We start from the raw sequence: 16573 nt of genomic DNA on the forward strand, positions 1-16573 counted from the left end.
ACGTGATGGGGCTGGGTATAGTGGATATCGGTGTATATTTGCCTGATCAGATCGAAGAGCCTGAGGTTATCCTCGAATCCTTGGGACTGGGTAAAGGTGAGCTTCAATTGCTGCGCAGATATCATCGTCTGAACGGTGTTCCCGTTACCCCTCCGGGTCAGCATCTGGATAATTCTATCGTTCGCGCGATCGGACAGCTTGTTGACAGACAACCCTTGCCTGCCATTGACCTTGTGCTCTATGCCCATTCTGCACATGTACAAGCACCAGGGGATTATAGGCCCTTGCAGCGGGCTCTGAGTGAATATGGGCTTGAGCATATCCCCTTCTATAGTATTTCACAGATGAACTGTGCGTCCTCGATAGCCGCTCTTCAATGGCTTGAACGAATCTCCCGTACACAGCCTGATATTCGTAATGTTTTATTGGTATGTGCCGATCAGTTTAATTTCATGCCACCCGACTGGAGATATATTCGAAAGTCTACGATTCTGGGTGACTCGGCTGTTGCCATGCTTCTATCCAGAAACCATGGTCAGCACGTCTTACAGGCTGCTCATGTTCTTCGGGATACGAGGTTCCATACTGGATATTATGCGGAAGTGGAGGAGATGACGTCATTTAACAAGCTGTATGTGGATCATATCATTCGAGGCATGGAAGAGCTGCTGTCAGCAGAGGGCCTGACACTTCATGATGTAGATCATATCTTTCCCCACAACGTCAATTGGACTACATGGAAGGAGTTTTCAAAGCGTACAGGCGTGGATCAAAAACAAATTTACCTGGATAATATCCCGCGGATTGGACATACCTTCTCCACGGATGCGTTCATCAATCTAAGCTCCGGGCTAGAGAATGAATGGGTGCATAAGGGGGAGAGGTCCGTACTGGTCAGCATTGGGCTGGGCAGTTTTTTTGGTTTTGCGTTAATTGAGCATGGAGATTGTTGATCATGAGTCAAGAGGAGGAGTGCATATGTCAGTCTTGAATGCTGATGAGGTAGGCACTGTGCCGGTTGGTGCAGAGGCCGCAGGTCGTCCGGTACCAACTGTAACAGATCTGCTGGAAGCAGCAATGTTGCGTTTGGATACCCGTCCCGTGTTGCTATGCCAAGGGGGGATAATACTGGCGACACCTGAACTCGTGAAAAGTGGGCCATGGATATGTCATGCAGAGACAGGCCGTATCTACGAATGGAAACAGGTACGTGCGGATCGGGTGGAAGATCGGATGATGGAGCCTTCAGGTCTTTTACTCTACCGAATATCGGAACTTCGGAATGAAGATGTGGCATTTTTTGAAAGACAAGATGATGTAACAGGTAATATAGCTGATCTCCGAAATCGGTTGCTTTATTTCCGTACTGAACTGTGTAGCGCAGGATTGGAGCAAGTGCGTAATCATCTATCCAGTCGCAACTCAGGGGGGCAATCCACACTTCAGCATCAACTGGTCAAGGGCATGATTGCTGATATTTTGACTGTACTATATATGGCTGAAACTATTCAGTCGGATGAATTCGTATTAGAGCAATCAGGCATTTCGGAGGCTCGTACAAGCACATGGGTTCATCAAGAACTGGATGAGGCCTTCCGTCAATTGCAGCGTCTTGGAGGAGGATTTGGCTATTTGCGACATGCGATCTCGGCTTACGTGTATGTAGGTCAAATGGTCAAAAATATGCTGCTCATTCCGAAGGAGGCCTTCTGATGATTACACGATCTACCATTGCTGTTTTTGAGCAGGAAATGAAACAATATGCCACGGATTTACGTGATATTGGCCTGGTTATTGACCGTGAACCTGAGCGTATAGCTGATTTTACACATCTGGCATCTATGCGAACCATCAATCGCATGATGATCCCGCCGGAATATGGCGGTGAACCGATCGTCACTGTAGGTCAGGAACGATATTATGGTCTTTCCTGTCTGGAAAGAGTTATCGCGATTGAGGAGCTGTCAGCAGGAGATGCCGGTGTATTTCTCGGGAGCCCGGGTCCATCGATGTCCAGTGTAATCATATCAGCACTGGCTGACTCACAACAGAAGGAGCGGTACTATTCTCATTTTCTCAAGGGACCCGCGTGGTCATTCTTCGCTCTTACTGAACCGGAAAAAGGCTCGGATGCTACTGGTATTGGCACACGAATTTCGCGGAACAAGGAAGGTGAACTGAACCTTGACGGACAGAAGTTCTATATCGGTAATGGTAGTCGTGCCAGCATCGGACTGGTATTTGCCCAGACCAATCGTACGCCTCTCGGCATACAGATCGCGCTGGTAGACACGTCTGTGCAGGGATTTAGTGCCATACCTCTGGATACGATGGGGGTTAGAGGTGTGCAATTGAGTCATCTCACGTTGGATGGTTTTCCGCTGGCTGAGGAAGATATCATTGGGCGTCATCTCAGTCCAACCAAGCGCGGATTATGGGGCGCGCTTCAGACCTTTCATCGTATGCGGCCTGGTGTCGCTGCACTTGCGCTTGGAGTCGCACGGGCAGCATATGATTATGTGAAGGAGCATAGGTCCGTTTTCTCGGAGAGGGAGAAGGTGGAGTTAGAGCGACTGGAGATGCGTCTGCATTCACTCCGTAGTATGATTCGCAGCGCAGCGGCGGAGATTGATGCGGATGTGCAAAAAGGGTATCTGGCTTCCCTGAGCAAAATTCGTGCTGGAGCACTGGCTGAGGAGGCCACGGAACTGGCGCTTGACCTGATGGGACCTGGTTCCATGATTGACCATCCTTTATTGAATAAATGGTATCGGGATGCGCGTGCTTTCGAATTCATGGAAGGAACTACCTCCATTCAGAAGATCAACGTTTTCCAAGCCTATGCCAATGGAAAAATGAAGCATGCCTGATACGCTGAATAACCCTCGTGAGATATCTGTCTATGTTAATCATATCTGTTGGGTTACGGCCGAAGATCACTTGTATACCACGGACATGCTCGATGTGGAAGATTACTATTACTTATCTCCGCACATATATATGGAAGAGAACTATTATGACAGATCTACTGTACGAACCCGCTCTTTGCGATCTGATGATCAACGGGTAACTGCTGGTGATCTTGCGCTAGTTGTCATGGAACCTTTGGCTTCTGGTACAAGTGAGCGCTGGGATCTGCTGATTCTGGCTCAGACCTATCCTGAACGTTACGCCATGAATCCACCTTTGGCCCGAATTCTGGAGTCTACCTCCTGGAAGGTGGACTATCCACTGGCACTTTCCCATATGGGACCACTCGCTGCTACGGAAGGAATGCAGGCTGCAGCATGGACACTAGGGAGAGAGGAACGGGGGATGTTTGTTCTGACGGAACAACGTGTGATTGAAGAGCACGAATCTCCCGGAGTTCTGTCTGATATGGCTGTTGCCCTGGAGTTAAACAGTCAGTCCGGTGCGCTTGCCGTGAATTATATAGGAAAGAGAACGGTTGACGATATCGAAGGGAGTGTTATGGCTTCAGAGATTATATCCATTATAGATGAGTTCATGGATGCTGGTCAGACGGAGACTATTCTTCTTCAATCCCGTTTACGTAGACACATAATCCCTTATTTTAAGCCAGGCATGTCCTTGATCAAGTCAGTCTACCACGTGCCTGAAACCATCGATTACCAGAGTGGCGACGTGTGGATACAGCTTGCTGAACAATTACAGAACGGAAACATAAAGGTAGATGATCGTGTTCTATTGATATCCTGGGATGGCGAACGGCTGTTATCAGCCTGCTGTGTACATGTAGTACATATGCCTGTCCTGAGTCGTCTCACACTACATCAGGAAGTGAAGACATCATGAATGGAGGAGGGGATTGAATTTGAAAGGTCTGGATTACACTTCGGGATCGGTGAACCGGCTGTTAATCCGCACTGCAATACCGATGCTGCTTGCTTCTTTGGTTAACGTAACAACGCAGCTGGTCAATGTTTTTTTTATGGGTCATACCAGTCAGACCGTGTTATATGTGCTATCACTGTATATTCCCATTTCCTTTATCATGATTGCACTTGTGGAAGCCATGCAATTGTCGGTTCAGGTTGCTGTCTCACGGAGCAGAGCGGAGGGTTCGCGGGCTTTTACTTCGCTACTTGGGCATATGCTGGGCAGCGCAGCTATTTTTTCAATTGTTGCTGGCGGTGTGGTTATGCTGGTGTCGCCACTTCTCTCCTGGTTTTATGCCGTCCCTATGGATGTAAGGCCCTTGTTTACCGTTTATGTGGCGGGCATGATGGCAGCAGGTGTGCCCGCTGTGCTCGCAGCGGTGGGTGGTGCTGCACTACGTGGGTTGGGCCGGGCTCAAGCGGCAGCGTGGAATTCCGTAGGTACGGCATCGCTCAACATTATGCTGGTGTACTGGTTCGTTTCGGTGGCTGGAATGGAATTGAAGGGAATTGTATACGCCAATCTTATTTCTTCAACACTCTCTTTGCTCATAAGCCTCCTGATTCTGATATTGAGGAAGGAGTTCGTGTATGAACGGATAACATTTGTGTGGAAACATCTCATTGCACTTCAGCAGGTAGGTATTCCCGTATTTATTTCGTACTGTCTTATCTTTTTGAGTACTTTCTTTTTCAACAAAATCGTCAGTCGATTTGGGGAAGGGGTAGTTGCTGGATTCGGAGTTGGATACCGAATACAGACGATGGCTATACTGCCTGGAATCGTTATTGGATCGGCTATCGGGATCATGATTAATCATAATCTCAAAGAGGCTCATCGACCGCGTGCATACGAGAGCTATCGCAGAGGCCTGGTACAGTCATTCATTCTTTATGCCGTAATTGCCGTATCCATCTGGGCATGGCGGGAACCGTTGACAGCTTTCCTGATTGCGGACCCCGTATCCCGTGCAGAAGCGGCCCGATATCTGGCAGTGGTTTCCCTTTCCTATCTGACCATGGGTCCTATGATGACGACGCTGCTTACCATGGAACAGAGCGGACGCGGCTATCAGGCCCTGCTTATGAATGCTGCATATTTTCTGCTTATTATTGTTGCAGGGTGGGGGCTGACACGAATCTTTGATCATGTGGGATACTTCTATGGCGTCATTGCTTTTGTTAATGCAGCGAGTTTATTATGCATCTTACCCGTGATCAGGCTGTTCAAAAAGGACTATACAGATTCATCCGGGCATAAACCAACTGACGTGGATGAGCAGGAGGGTCTAGCTGCTCAGAGTTATTCGACATAGATATAACCAATATCAAATAGAGGAGGTCTCTTTATGAAAGCTCCGGAACCTGCATACCTGGTACGCCGCATCGGTGATACGTTGATTGCAGCCGATGAGACGTTCAGCCAGTTCTATCAGATTGAACCCGCTGAAGAACTGGAGCCTCGTCCCATTCCACGGTTGGATGGCGTCGCTCCTCCAGTTGTCCCTTTTTTTTCACTGGAACCCCTGGTTAGTCACGATTCACCGCATCTCTATATGCTGGGTATTCCCTATTCGGGAGGTTCAGGTATGGAGGGATCAAATGTTGCCGGATTTGAGCAATCTCTTCGGGCCGAATCATGGAAAAAGGTAATGTATCCAGCTCTGACGCAATCCCGCATATCAGGACTATATGACATTGGCAGTGGCCAGAGATTACTTGAATCAGTAATGATGCAGGATTTGGGTACTTGCCAAACAGATGAGTCGGATTTTTCCTACTCGAAGGGTCTTAACTCAGCTCTGGTACATACCGAAAGGGAAGAGGCACTACTGTGCTGCATTGGTGGAGATCATTCCATTACGTATTCCATCCTGAAATCCATATTGAGTCGAACAAGCGCAAGAATCATACTCGTCCAGTTTGATGCCCACCATGATTGCGGGGTGGATGCTATTCATCAGAATGAGATGCATCATGCCAATTTTGTGAGGCATCTACTGACGGAGGACGGTATCGCCGCAGTCGTGCAGATTGGTCTGCGCGGCCTTCGTTCTGTAGATCAGATGTACAAACATCCCAAATTGGTTCAGATTCCTGCAGAACAGATGACCCCGGAACGAGTGCGGACAACCCTGCTTGATATACAGCACAAGTTTCAGGCGGAAGCGGCCTATTTATCGTTTGACTTAGATTGTCTTGATCCTGGGAGTTTTCCTTATGTTGATTTTCCTATCAGTGGAGGCCCCTCATGGTTTAACACCCGAAACTGTGTGGTCGCAGCGCTGGAATCCTCCTTGTCCTACGTGGGCTTTGATATGGTGGAAGGGCAGGAAGCAGAATCGGATGAACGCATTCCGGGGCAATATGAGATGGCCCTCAGAATGCTTACGTATATGATGGATGGCATGCACCGAAATTACCTTCGACACCGAAAAGGTGCTCTTAGAGTTTCTCAAGCCTTGGAGGGGACACATAGATGATGAACTTTAGATCTTTGTATCATATGTACCGTGAACAGGTCAGAGATGAACTTCATAGGGAGCGGCAGGATGGCATTCATTTGGGGTCCTTTTATGCACTGATGAACATTATCAAGGAGATGGCTCCGCTTAAGCCGAAGCAGTCTCCCGAGTCTATCTGGATGGACTATCTCGCATTTCTTCGTACGATTAATGAGCACAAGAAAAGCCCCTACTCGTTTATGGAGTGGGATGAGGTAGAGGGGCGGGAACATCTGCAGGCAACGTTGCGTGAAGGTGGTGCATTATTAACCTGGCATTACGGGTTCGTGAGGCACAATATGATTACAATCGGTCAGGAAATACGTGCAGGCCACATGCCTGTCAAGCTCCCGTTTTATCTGATCGCCGAGCAGGAAACAGTCGAACAAGAGAAAAAGCTGTCCGGCTGGGAGGCCATCCGCAAGTATGCAGGTGCGGAACTGCTCAATGCGGAGGATGAGATGATTGGCATCAGGCTGTATTCCCATTTGCGGAAAGGTGGATCATTCAGTCTTTTTGTAGATGGACAGACCGGATTCAATACGGATAACCATGCTGTTGAACTACCTTTTCTAAGTTCGAAAATTCGCACGCGAAGTGGTATTTTTCGTATTTTGGCCAAAACACAAAAGCCAGTATGTGTATACTTTATGACCCTTACAGAGGACTTTCGTTCCAAGATCGTTTTTCTGCCACCGGTTGTATTGGATCAGGATATTCAGGATTCTGCTGATAGGATATACGAGCCATTTCGCGAGCAACTGTTAAGCCAGCCAGCATTGTGGCGTTTCTGGGACAGGCATCACCAGCAGGTCATTCACTGGCAAGATGATGAAACGTCAATTACTGATGAAGCAGTCGGCCGTGTGGACTGGATTTCCAAGCCACTTGATGGTTTTGGACAGCTCGGTCTGAACACGGACAGTGGGGTAATCTATAATATCAGTTCGTAGATGGAAATGAGAGGAGGGGCGTAAGATGCAGTCTTTTATTACTGAGAGGCGTAACAATATGTCGGTGCATGTGCTGCCAACAAACCAATATGCCAATGATTACGTGCAGATTAATCTGATTAATGCACAGCAAAACATACCCTCAGCAATATTTATCATGATCGTCCGTTTGTTAATAAACAGTTGTCGTCGCTTTCCATCGAACAGGCTGCTCCAGCAACAGTTATGGTCCCTGTATGGTGCAGAACTGACCTGTCGTTTTGATTACAAAGGCGATACTCAGATTGCCTCGATCACGATGCGCATACCTCGTATAACAGAAGATAAGTTAATAACTGGAACACAGATGGAAACCATACATAGCGCTTTGCAATTACTCGCAGGTTTGTTGTATGACCCAGCGGTTGATGATCATGGCATGTTCGAAGAGATGCAAGTAAAGGATGAAATGGCTTGGACTGAACATCATATCGCGCATGCGGGAACGGATTGGGACAAGGTGGTGCAGAGCCGTTGTCTGGAATGGATGGGATATGAAGGGCAGAACCGCCAATTGGCTCTGGATGAACTACGGAATTGTGTCATGTCTCATGAGTTGTGTCGGCACTATCAGGCATTGATTCACATTCCGATCCATGTTCATGTTCTTGGCGATATTCATCCTGGACGAATTATGGATCTGATCTGGGAACAATTTGGATATGGGAACAGGGACGTGTTCAAACGCTGTTGTTCGGAGAGAGAATTAGAACTACACCCAATCAACACACAATATCCAGGAGAGGAAGAAGTAGAGGGACGACAAGGTAATCCTGCCAAGCAGCGGGAGGCTGAAGCCATGATGATGGAACTGTTGGACATTCACCAGTGCAAGATCAATGTTACTTATCGTACAGGTATTCGATATGGCTCTGCTTTATATCCGGCTTTGTTTGTATTCCATACCTTATTTGGAGCGACACCCGCATCCCGGTTGCAGGTTGAATTACGTGAACGATCCCAGTTGGTATATCAAGTTACCAGCACACTGGATGATTTTCGGGAAACGCTTCACATTACAACGGGCACCAGCAGTGCTAACGTGACGGATGTTCTCGAAGGAATCGATATGGAATGGAAAAGAATCTGTGACGGAGATGTATCCGAGAGGGAGTTATATACCGCTGTACAGAATGTGATGCATTATGTTCAGGTCGGATTCGATCTGCCACATCAGGTCATTACCAATCATATGGATCGGGTGTTGAGCGAAAGTCAGATGACGACTGTACAATTCCTTAAAGAAATAGCAGAAGTAACTCCTGAAAGGGTGGCTTTCGTTGCTACCGAGTTGAGGAAAGAAGTCACATGGATTCTGTACCCTGAGAGTGAATATTCCGCATAGTACAGGAGGGGAATTATGAATAGTACCACATTAAATTCATGTGTCTGCAAGCGTTTATCCAACGGCCTGAACGTGAGCATACTGCCACAACCCAAATATAGTCATGCATTTGTATCCTGTTCTGTACCCTATGGGTCCATTCACGATATTACGCTTGCGGGTACGGCACATTTTCTCGAACACATGATGTTTTACAATCCCGATGGTCAGTCCGTCAAATCACTTCTTCATGCCGAAGGGGCCTCAACGTCGGCGCTGACGCGTTATGATGTAACGACGTACCAACTTGCTTGTACAGGTAATCTAAGGAACAGCCTTCAACTTTTTATGAACATGATTGCAACCCCCTATTTCACGAAAAAAAACATTGAGCGTGAGCGGGCGGCGATTCATCAGGAACTGGAAATGTACAAGGATCAACCCTCCTGGCTGGCTCTTCAGCAATTGTTGCAAATGATGTATGGTAACGACCATCCAATCACACTGGATGTTGCGGGCACACCGGAGAGTATAGCCGACATTACCGTAGAATGGCTAAGCAATGCCTATGCAAGTCATTATGCGGCTTCTCGATTGTCTGTGGCAGTAGTGGGTCCTGTTGAACCGACGGAGATATTCGAATGGTTAGAGAACTTTTCGATGGATCAACCCAAGATCATGTCCCATACTCCAATCATTCAGCCGTTGCAGGAGCAGGACGAGACTTATAAGGAAATGAATGGTGGATCTTCAATACCTCTTGTCCGGTTTGGCTTTCAGGAAGAGAGACCGATTACGCGAATGGAGACTCAGGTTGCAACCATGATTGGTATCGAAGCCCTTCTGGGAGAGACTTCAACCTTCTTCACAGAGAGTGTGAAGTCAGGTTTGCTCGGGAAAGGGAGTCATTGGGATCACTATTACAGGCAGGAATTTGCTTTCTCCAATGTCTGTGGGTATTCCGTTAATCCCGTTGAATTACATCAACGAGTTAAGGAAGAATGCAGTCGTATTCAGGACCGTATGCTCTCTTCCGAAGATATACATTATGCTCGGATGAAGTGGATCAGTAATCACTATGCAGATATGGATTCATTGAAAAAACGTTGCATGCACATCTCTGAATATGGCGTTATCGGGCTGGATTACATGCAAATGAGCGAATGTGCTATGAAACTGACGGAGGAAGAGATTGGACTTCACCTAAAACGTATAGCGAAACCGGGTCATCTGAGGATGTCCGTTGTTCGTTGAGCAAGAAGAGTAGGAAGAGGAGTGACCTTATGAAACCTGCAGTTACAGGGTGGAAGGAATCTGCTGCGGTTCAGTTTGCGGCAAATGAAGTACATATCTGGATACAGCCTCTTCCGCACAAGGGAGAGGGCTTTTTGTCAAGGTTGGATATAGACACCTGTGTACTGAGCCAGGATGAAATTAAACGTGTACAGAGAAAACAGAAACAATCCATGTATGATGCTCAGAAGCTGGTTATATCGCGTACATTTCTGAGAGAAGTACTAGCGATGTACACGGGTCAATCAGCGTCAGATATTCATATTGAATATGGGGATTCAGGCAAACCCTATGTTCAGAGCGGACCACAGTTTAACCTTTCTCATACCGAAGGGTGTTGTGTACTGGCATTAGCGGCTCATACAGAGCTGGGAATTGATCTTGAGCATGTACGTCCGTTGCTGCGGATGAGCGCGGTAATCAGGCGATTTTTGACGGAAGATGAGAAGTGTTATGTACTGGATCACAGGGAGGAGGAACAGGTAACGATCCAGCGTGTTTGGCAAGTTCTCACACAAAAAGAGGCTTGGATTAAGGCGTGTGGTCAATCTCTGTCCGGACAGTGGCGAAAACTGAATACGATGGGAGAAGGGTTAGATGGGCATCACGTTGTGGAACGGGAAGGGCAACATTATAATTTGCAGTCTTTGAACGTAGGTCCGAATTATTCCGCCACCTTATGCACTACAGGGAAGACAAGACCACTTGTACGCTGGATGAATGTTGCTGATGATAAACAAAGCAAAGAGGAAATTAAAAAAAATATAACTCACATATCTATTGTCTAAACATTGGCATTACCTATAATATGGACAAATGGTACCTTAATTTACCAATGTTAAATTCGTTGGTTCAATTCCAAGGAGGTTTGTCATGATTCAGTTTCCCAAACCGGATGTCGAGCAATATTTTCAGACGTACCGTATTTCACATTTTGCCGTATCGGCAGACGAGAAACGTTTGTTCATGGACAGTAATCTGAACGGTCAGCCGAATATTTGGGCGATGGATTTGCCTGGAGGATACCCATATCCTTTAACGTACTTGAATCAGAGCAGTCAATTTATCAAAGCAGACCCGCAAGGACGTCATCTTCTTACCGCGTTTGATCAGGATGGGGATGAGAACTATCATCTGTATGCACTTCCACCTGAGGGTGGTGTTCCACTGCCTGTGGTTCCTGCGGAACCCAATGATCGCTGTTATTTCGCTGAGTTGTCCGAGGATGGACAACGTCTCTATTATGTCACCAGCGCGGGTAATCCGAATTATCTGAATTCACGCCGCATTGATCTGGAGACAGGGGAAGATGAGCTGTTATACAGTGGAGAAGAGGTTACGAGCAGCCTGGTGGCTGTAAGTCCTGACGAGAAGAGTTGTGTTATTTTAAAAATGTACTCCAATACCTATCAGACCGCGCATCTGTATCGGAACAATGAAGAAATGGTGATTCTGCCAGCTTCAGAACGTCATAGTCAGGTTTCCGATCTGATTTTTGCAGATGACAATCGTCTTCTGTTCATTACCAATGATGACTCCGCATACGCCTATGTGGCTGAGTACCGTATCGATACCCGCGAATTCCGTTCATTGTGCAGAATCGAAGGGGAAGATGTGGAGTTTATCCGCTGGCATCAGGCTTCTGAGACCTTATATTTCTGGACACTTACAGGGCCGGAGAATCGTATGTACGTATTGGGCAAATATACCGATGAGCCTCGGCGCATAGAGATGCCACTGGATACGATAGAGCAGGTGAATGTTACGAAGGCTGGCAATGTGTATATTCTCGGACGTGGAGCGATCCAGCCGCATAATATTTATCGCAAAATAGCAGGTGCTGAGTCCTGGGAGCCGCTGACCGCCAATCGGGTAACGGGGCTTGACCCAAGTGATCTCGTGTACCCTGACGTTATTCGGTATAACGCCTACGACGGACTGGAGATTGAAGCTCTCTTGTTCAAAGCAAAGCCAGAGCAGGCCAATGGTTACACCGTATTTTGGCCTCATGGTGGGCCGCAAGCATCCGAAGCAAAGTTTTTTCGGCCGATGTTCCAGATGATGCTCGCTCAGGGCTATCATATTTTTGCACCGAACTTCCGGGGCAGTACCGGATATGGTGCGGAATTCGTCAAGATGGTTGAGCGTGATTGGGGTGAGGGCCCAAGGCTGGACTGTGTTGCCGGGATCAACTGGTTGTTTGATCAGGGAATTACCTCGCCAGAGCGGTTGTTTGTGGTAGGGGGAAGTTATGGGGGATATATGACTCTGTTATTGGCAGGTCGCCATCCGGAGCTGTTCCGGGCTGCGGTCGATATTTTTGGGCCAAGTAACCTGTTCACATTCCTGGAATCCGTACCGGAAGACTGGAAGCCGATGATGGATAAATGGCTAGGTGATCCGGTCCGTGACCGCGAACGTTTAACGAAGGATTCACCGATTACGTATCTCGATCAGATGGTTAACCCAATGCTGGTCATTCAGGGTGCTAATGATCCAAGGGTCGTGAAGGCCGAATCCGATCAGATCGTGGCTGCGCTTCAGTCCAAGGGAATTGATGTGGAATACATCGTTCTGGAAGATGAGGGTCATGGCTTCTCCAGAAAAACAAATGAGATTCTCGTGTACCGCCGGATGCTGGAGTTTTTGCAGAAACATCAGGAGGCACCCGTCGCACAAGCTTAAGTTGAGAGATTCCATCGTTGACTGAAATATAGTGAAATAACAAAAATCGCCAGAGATCATCTTGATCTTTGGCGGTTTTATGCGTGTGCCCTGATGATGGGCGACATATATGGAACGTTACATACGTTAGTTTGGAAGGCCGCTATCCATTGAGCGACCTGTCCAAATCTGCTAACTAATCTACTAATCCAGCAATGCGACAATCGAATCGATGGACTGCTGCGCCCACTGTGCAAAAGGCAGGTCGGCTGCCCACGTCACTTGTCCAGTGGCTTTGGCTTCCCCCCACCACAAGATACGTTGATAGAGCAGATGCATGCTGAGACGTGTACGGAAGTGTTGGCATTTCTCCTCATCTGCTGCACATACCAGATCCCGGTAGCAGTGAAGGAACTGTGCGGCCAGTTCTGGTTGACCCTCACGAACATACCTGGTGGATATTTTGGTTAGGTCGGCTGTGCCGTCTCCGAAATAGGCGGTTGTAAAATCGAACAGACCACTAATCTGCCACCCTGAAGAACGGTCATTCGAATTTTGAATCAGAATATTCTCGACCTTGAAGTCTCCCATGACAAAACAAGGAACAGCTTTGGACCGAAATGCCGGTTCAGCATTCTTGAATTGCTCGTCCACCCACTGAACATCTTCATCCGTAATCACCGAGTACTGTTCAGCATCATGTAACCAGTGACGAATGGTTCCGTACAACCAGTCCAGATAATCGCCTGCAAAGGAAACAATCTGCTGCGCTATAGGGTCATATTCCCCGGCATCAGGCACCTTCCAGCGGTGCAGTTCAGCTAAAGTATGGGCAAACATACAGGCGATCTCTTCCTGATCTTGCTGTGACAGTGAAGCCTGGAATGCTGGATCATGCAGATGATTCCCGGGCAGGCGCGGCATTATGGCATAACTCCAGCCTAGCAGATGGGTATCCTCATGTAATAAATATGGATCAGGGACAGGAATGGACGTATGTTTCGCCAGTTGTTCTACAAAGAACTTTTCTTCCTGTAACTGTCCTGCATATAAAGGATTGCCTTTCAGAATATACTCTCCACGGGAAGAGCGAATGAGCAGGGTCTGCCCCATAACCCCTTTATCCGTTCGTCGATACTCTTCAAGGGTTCCCAGGTCAAGCTCATTCAGTGCATCCTGCAATGGAGCTGCGGCCACTTCGCCAAGTTGATTGGAACCAAAATATATACGGGTTGTCATATGGCCGGACCCTCCTGGATTTTAGTCCTCATTCTCTTCGTCAGACAGGTCATACGTATCCTCATCAACCAATCCACGGATGAAAGCTTCAAAATTCGGTGCAAGATATGTAATATCATAATCATTTTCCTGATCCACATGAACTACACAGGGTTCGCCTTCAGGACCACAGAAGCGATAATCCAGCATAACGACATCATGACCAGCGGATGGACAATCACAGATCACAATCCCCAGATCGGGGTATCCCCAATCTTCGATCATGAATCGACTTCCCAGTTCACCAGCGAGTGCGTATATTTTATCGTGTCCGATTCCCATTATGCTTGAAATGGCTATGTGATCCTCAGCCAAGGAAGTCGCTTCTTTGGTAGGAAATACAGTGAGTGCAGGGATACCGCCATTCTGCGTATTCATCAGATGAATATAGGAAGCGGGCAGCTTGTAACCCAGTTCTTGCTCAATCGACACAATTTCTGCTTCGTCAAAGGGAGCCGATACATGGTTGTCCCGTGCATAATCACTCTGCTTCCAGAACGTTGCAGGATCATAAGTTCCTGAAGCAGCTCTTAGATGGTTCTGTGCCCCGCTCTGCTCGAATACGGCAAGCTCCTCTTCATGACGCTGGCGATCTCGACGCATCTTGTCCGCTTCGGGACGAATCTGACGAAGGAATTCCAAGGTAGATTCATCGTGCGGCATGAGTTCGTCCGCTCTCTCAAAAGCCAAAAGTGCTTGTTCATAGTTGGCGATATAACAGTAGGCGTACCCCAAGCGGTATTGCCAGAGCGGGTCGTTTGCCCCTTGCTCCTGGACAGACAACAAATGTTGAACGGCTTCGCGGTAACGTGCGTCATTGTTATAGGCTCTGGCGAGTTGACCAATCAGATCATAATCCCGCTCCGATTCAGGAATACGTTCAATATGTTCAATAATGAGACTGTATTGGTCCTGCTCATGCCACAAGTTGATTTGTTCCAGCAGTTCTCTTTCCATGAATAGGCCTCACTTCCGTAGGAGGGGTATGTATCTCTTCCATTATATAATAAGTGTGGAGTGTGAGGTGAGATGGATATAGGAATCACAAGAGTTGAAAAGAATATATTTAGTCAGTTACTGTTCAAAGTGCTGGCACTTGCAGTCAAAAATAATGCTGAATTTGTTCGTAGTCTGGATGAATCTATCATTGAGAATGATTTTTCAGATATTATCTTGAATTTATTAGATTAAGAAATATCTCTATTAAATTATAATAGCTCAACGCTGATATGATGTTGTACATACGAATTAAACAACACTCCCTGAACTTAGGCGTAATAGCCACAGTTTCAGGGAGTGTTGTTTTTATTTATAGTTTATGTGATTCAAACGATATATTGAACTAATCATTTACACAAAACGGAGAGGACAGAAAGAACTTGAAAAAGCGCAGCGTTCGCCTTTATCACCGGATTTTCCCTTGAGAAAGGGAATCAAAAAAATCTGGGGATAACAGCGATTGGAAAGTTGTTCTGTCATCGTAGTGTCGGTGTAAATGATTTTCAGTTTAATTCATTATGAGAATCTTTATCACAAATCGTCAAATCCGTTATCGTCGCCAACTTTACCGTAGTTACGGGATTTGGCTTCGAAAAAGTCGGTTTTGGTTGAGTTTAATGCTTCGTCTGAGAATGGTTTGATCCAAGGCATGCAGTTTACATCCACACCTTCATATGCTTTTTCCATACCCATCAGACGCAGACGTTTGTTGGCGATGTACTTGATGTAGTCTTCCAACTCGTTCAGGTCAATGCCACGTACGTTGCTGAGCGTGTAGTGTGCCCAGTTGGTTTCGAGCTCAACAGCACGATGGATTGTTTTGTATACGTAGTCCATGTTCTCAGGTGTGTTCAGTTCAGGGAAGTCTACCAGCAACTGTTTGTACACTTCAGCAAAGAAGTAACAGTGTTGGTTTTCATCGCGCTGGATATACGAGATCATCTGGCTGGTTGCCATCATTTTCTGGTCACGGGCCAGGTTGTAGAAGAAGGCAAACGTACTATAGAAGAAGATACCTTCGAGTACCAGATCCGCTACCATAGCCTGGAAGAACGTCTGTGGAGATGGCTCGTCCCGGAAGTTCTGATAGATATCAGCAATGAAACGGTTACGGTCAAGCAGGACTGGATCATGTTTCCAGTATTCAAAAATTTCCTTCTGCTCCTGGTCGCCTACGATGGAGGATAGGACATAGGAATACGATTGATTGTGTATAACTTCCTGTTGTCCGATGATCGCCGAGATCGCTTCCAGCGAGGAATCAGTGAAATAGCGTTTCACGTCTCCGACAAACATGGTCTGCATGGAGTCCAGTACCGCAAGCAGAGAGATGTTCACTTTGAATGTACGCTGTTCTTCCGGGTCCAATTGGGCAAATTGGGAAGCGTCCTTGGACATTGGGATTTCATCCGCGATCCAGTGGTTGAGCAGCAGTACTTTGTACAACTTGTACATGTGAGGCATACGAATATCGTTCCAGTTCAGGATACCGGAGCATTCACCTTCAATAATACGGGTCGATTGGTTAGGGGCTTCGGTGTTGAAAATTTTCTGTACTTGCATAGTCCGTTCACTCCTTGAATGAATTTACACTGTATAACTACGATGACAGAATAACCT

15 protein-coding genes are annotated in these 16573 nt (G+C 47.0%); 12 read left to right on the forward strand and 3 right to left on the reverse strand.

The window, feature by feature from the left end:
- The first annotated feature begins 5 nt into the window (after nt 1-5).
- The 11 genes from J7E78_RS02360 (at nt 6) to J7E78_RS02410 (ending at nt 12697) form a co-directional block, all read left to right on the forward strand.
- Nucleotides 6-953: a ketoacyl-ACP synthase III family protein gene (locus J7E78_RS02360; protein WP_215074753.1), complete on the forward strand. Its 948-nt coding sequence runs from the start codon at nt 6-8 to the stop codon at nt 951-953.
- 25 nt (nt 954-978) lie between these two features.
- Nucleotides 979-1713 carry a hypothetical protein gene (locus J7E78_RS02365; protein WP_215074754.1) on the forward strand — a complete coding sequence of 245 codons (735 nt, stop codon included), beginning with the start codon at nt 979-981 and terminating at the stop codon, nt 1711-1713.
- The gene (locus J7E78_RS02370) at nt 1713-2870 is read left to right on the forward strand and encodes an acyl-CoA dehydrogenase family protein (protein WP_215074755.1); all 1158 of its coding nucleotides are present in this window, start codon (nt 1713-1715) and stop codon (nt 2868-2870) included. The genes J7E78_RS02365 and J7E78_RS02370 overlap by 1 nt, the downstream gene beginning before the upstream one ends.
- The gene (locus J7E78_RS02375; RefSeq protein ID WP_215074756.1) at nt 2863-3816 is read left to right on the forward strand and encodes a hypothetical protein; all 954 of its coding nucleotides are present in this window, start codon (nt 2863-2865) and stop codon (nt 3814-3816) included. The genes J7E78_RS02370 and J7E78_RS02375 overlap by 8 nt, the downstream gene beginning before the upstream one ends.
- 13 nt (nt 3817-3829) lie before the next feature.
- On the forward strand, nt 3830-5215 hold the full coding sequence (locus J7E78_RS02380; RefSeq protein WP_215074757.1) for an MATE family efflux transporter: 1386 nt from the start codon (nt 3830-3832) through the stop codon (nt 5213-5215).
- Nucleotides 5216-5248: 33 nt separating this feature from the next.
- Nucleotides 5249-6382, forward strand: a complete 1134-nt coding sequence (locus J7E78_RS02385) for an arginase family protein (RefSeq protein WP_215074758.1) — start codon at nt 5249-5251, stop codon at nt 6380-6382.
- Nucleotides 6379-7356: an LpxL/LpxP family acyltransferase gene (locus J7E78_RS02390; protein WP_215074759.1), complete on the forward strand. Its 978-nt coding sequence runs from the start codon at nt 6379-6381 to the stop codon at nt 7354-7356. The genes J7E78_RS02385 and J7E78_RS02390 overlap by 4 nt, the downstream gene beginning before the upstream one ends.
- 25 nt (nt 7357-7381) lie before the next feature.
- Nucleotides 7382-8740, forward strand: a complete 1359-nt coding sequence (locus tag J7E78_RS02395; protein ID WP_215074760.1) for an insulinase family protein — start codon at nt 7382-7384, stop codon at nt 8738-8740.
- Between the two features lie 15 nt (nt 8741-8755).
- Complete coding sequence (locus tag J7E78_RS02400) at nt 8756-9973, forward strand: M16 family metallopeptidase (protein ID WP_215074761.1); 1218 nt, start codon at nt 8756-8758, stop codon at nt 9971-9973.
- A gap of 29 nt (nt 9974-10002) precedes the next feature.
- A complete protein-coding gene (locus J7E78_RS02405; RefSeq protein ID WP_215074762.1) occupies nt 10003-10800 on the forward strand; it encodes a 4'-phosphopantetheinyl transferase family protein in 798 nt (265 codons plus the stop codon).
- 85 nt (nt 10801-10885) lie between these two features.
- Complete coding sequence (locus J7E78_RS02410; protein WP_215074763.1) at nt 10886-12697, forward strand: S9 family peptidase; 1812 nt, start codon at nt 10886-10888, stop codon at nt 12695-12697.
- A 183-nt stretch (nt 12698-12880) separates the two neighbouring features.
- Here J7E78_RS02410 and J7E78_RS02415 read toward each other — a convergent pair whose 3' ends face one another.
- Nucleotides 12881-13915 carry a phosphotransferase family protein gene (locus J7E78_RS02415; protein WP_215074764.1) on the reverse strand — a complete coding sequence of 345 codons (1035 nt, stop codon included), beginning with the start codon at nt 13913-13915 and terminating at the stop codon, nt 12881-12883.
- 21 nt (nt 13916-13936) lie between these two features.
- Entirely contained in the window at nt 13937-14911 is a 975-nt protein-coding gene (locus tag J7E78_RS02420; protein ID WP_215074765.1) for an SMI1/KNR4 family protein, read from the reverse strand.
- A 72-nt stretch (nt 14912-14983) separates the two neighbouring features.
- On the opposite strand from J7E78_RS02420, the gene J7E78_RS02425 reads away from it, so the two are divergent.
- Complete coding sequence (locus J7E78_RS02425) at nt 14984-15145, forward strand: hypothetical protein (protein WP_215074766.1); 162 nt, start codon at nt 14984-14986, stop codon at nt 15143-15145.
- A 339-nt stretch (nt 15146-15484) separates the two neighbouring features.
- On the opposite strand, the gene J7E78_RS02430 is transcribed toward J7E78_RS02425, so the two are convergent.
- Complete coding sequence (locus J7E78_RS02430) at nt 15485-16516, reverse strand: ribonucleotide-diphosphate reductase subunit beta (protein ID WP_215074767.1); 1032 nt, start codon at nt 16514-16516, stop codon at nt 15485-15487.
- Nucleotides 16517-16573 lie beyond the last annotated feature (57 nt).

Origin of the sequence: Paenibacillus polymyxa (assembly GCF_018614975.1) — a bacterium.
Taxonomy (GTDB): domain Bacteria; phylum Bacillota; class Bacilli; order Paenibacillales; family Paenibacillaceae; genus Paenibacillus; species Paenibacillus polymyxa_E.

Bases quoted from the DNA above. Each gene is read 5' to 3' on its own strand.
- J7E78_RS02360 (WP_215074753.1), top strand. From the start codon at position 6: ATGGGGCTGGGTATAGTGGATATCGGTGTATATTTGCCTGATCAGATC.
- J7E78_RS02365 (WP_215074754.1), top strand. From the start codon at position 979: ATGTCAGTCTTGAATGCTGATGAGGTAGGCACTGTGCCGGTTGGTGCA.
- J7E78_RS02370 (WP_215074755.1), top strand. From the start codon at position 1,713: ATGATTACACGATCTACCATTGCTGTTTTTGAGCAGGAAATGAAACAA.
- J7E78_RS02375 (WP_215074756.1), top strand. From the start codon at position 2,863: ATGCCTGATACGCTGAATAACCCTCGTGAGATATCTGTCTATGTTAAT.
- J7E78_RS02385 (WP_215074758.1), top strand. From the start codon at position 5,249: ATGAAAGCTCCGGAACCTGCATACCTGGTACGCCGCATCGGTGATACG.
- J7E78_RS02390 (WP_215074759.1), top strand. From the start codon at position 6,379: ATGATGAACTTTAGATCTTTGTATCATATGTACCGTGAACAGGTCAGA.
- J7E78_RS02395 (WP_215074760.1), top strand. From the start codon at position 7,382: ATGCAGTCTTTTATTACTGAGAGGCGTAACAATATGTCGGTGCATGTG.
- J7E78_RS02400 (WP_215074761.1), top strand. From the start codon at position 8,756: ATGAATAGTACCACATTAAATTCATGTGTCTGCAAGCGTTTATCCAAC.
- J7E78_RS02405 (WP_215074762.1), top strand. From the start codon at position 10,003: ATGAAACCTGCAGTTACAGGGTGGAAGGAATCTGCTGCGGTTCAGTTT.
- J7E78_RS02410 (WP_215074763.1), top strand. From the start codon at position 10,886: ATGATTCAGTTTCCCAAACCGGATGTCGAGCAATATTTTCAGACGTAC.
- J7E78_RS02415 (WP_215074764.1), bottom strand. From the start codon at position 13,915: ATGACAACCCGTATATATTTTGGTTCCAATCAACTTGGCGAAGTGGCC.
- J7E78_RS02420 (WP_215074765.1), bottom strand. From the start codon at position 14,911: ATGGAAAGAGAACTGCTGGAACAAATCAACTTGTGGCATGAGCAGGAC.
- J7E78_RS02425 (WP_215074766.1), top strand. From the start codon at position 14,984: ATGGATATAGGAATCACAAGAGTTGAAAAGAATATATTTAGTCAGTTA.
- J7E78_RS02430 (WP_215074767.1), bottom strand. From the start codon at position 16,516: ATGCAAGTACAGAAAATTTTCAACACCGAAGCCCCTAACCAATCGACC.